At 53.7% G+C, this 581-nt stretch carries 1 protein-coding gene; it reads right to left on the bottom strand.

Annotated elements, in window-relative coordinates:
* A partial coding sequence (locus AB4Z29_RS32335) for an InlB B-repeat-containing protein (RefSeq protein WP_441946962.1) occupies positions 1–581 on the bottom strand: 581 nt, incomplete at both ends.

The raw sequence follows: 581 nt of genomic DNA, 5'->3' as shown, positions 1-581 counted from the left end.
CAACAAGCTGCCATTACCCAACACCGTTACCGATGTGCCGGTTTCGTACGTTCCGCTGTCAGTAGGCACTGCTCCTGCTGTGCTTCCATTTCCGTTATACGTAACGGTGTACGTTGGGTTGGGCGTCCATTTCGCATACAGCGTTACATTCGCGTTCCCCATCGTAAGCGCCGCGCCTGCCGCATAGTTCGTTCCGCTGCCATTTACTAAAGTGTTCCAGCCAGCAAACGTATAGCCTGTTCTTACCAAGCTGCCGTTACCCAAAACCGTTACCGATGTTCCGGATTCGTACGTTCCACTGTCCGTAGGCACCGTTCCTCCGGTGCTTCCGTTTTCGTTATACGTGACCGTATAGGTAGGGTTCAACGTCCATTTCGCATACAGCGTTACATTCGCATTCCCCATCGTAAGCACCGAGCCTGCTGCATAGTTCGTCCCCAATCCATTAGCTGCCGTATTCCAGCCCGCGAACGTGTGGCCTGTTTTTGCCAAGCTTCCCTTACCTAGTACGTTTACCGCTTCGCCCGTTTCGTACATTCCGCTGTCAGTAGGAACGGCCCCTCCGGTGCTGCTGTTCTGTT

Source organism: Paenibacillus sp. 2TAB23 (assembly GCF_052115165.1).
Lineage (GTDB): Bacteria > Bacillota > Bacilli > Paenibacillales > Paenibacillaceae > Pristimantibacillus.
The sequence above is the reverse complement of the archived record's forward strand: the minus strand, read 5'-3'. Positions and strand labels throughout refer to the sequence as shown.